Annotated in this window: 1 pseudogene; it reads right to left on the bottom strand. The window is 41.3% G+C overall.

Annotated elements, in window-relative coordinates:
• Positions 1-243: 243 nt before the first annotated feature.
• Positions 244-477 (bottom strand): annotated as a pseudogene (locus A3761_RS26465) (hypothetical protein); the annotation flags it as partial.

Below are 477 nucleotides of genomic sequence, written 5' to 3'. Positions count from 1 at the left end.
CAAAGCCACCTAGAAACACAACAGTACCCGCAACAACCAATAAACCCGCAATGATGGTCTCATCTATATACATAATAAAATCTCCTCTAGTTAATAAAGAAAATTTATCATGCTCTAGTGATTCAGCACATGACACACATCAATCGCTTGGCAACTATCCCTCAGCTAAGCCAAAGTTCCCCGAACTAAGCAGCAGCTTTTGTCTGTTGGGTTTTATTTCTTTGAGCAATGATAAACAAAGGCTTAGAAAGACAAGCCAGTTTGCAACCATATGCGACGAGTATCTTCGCCCAAGGCATCTGCATTATAGTCAGCATATTTAGCTGTAAAACTAAGCTCATGAAACTTGAGCTTTACCTCAGCTTGCAGCTCTGTGCCGATTGATGATTCAGCGCCAGGAGCCTTATCAAATTCATAGTCATGATGAGCTAGCCCGATAGAAAAATCATCTGAGCAGCGGTATGAAACACCAAATAC

The sequence above is a fragment of the Oleiphilus sp. HI0123 genome (genome assembly GCF_001635315.1).
This window is presented reverse-complemented; position numbering and strand designations above follow the sequence as displayed.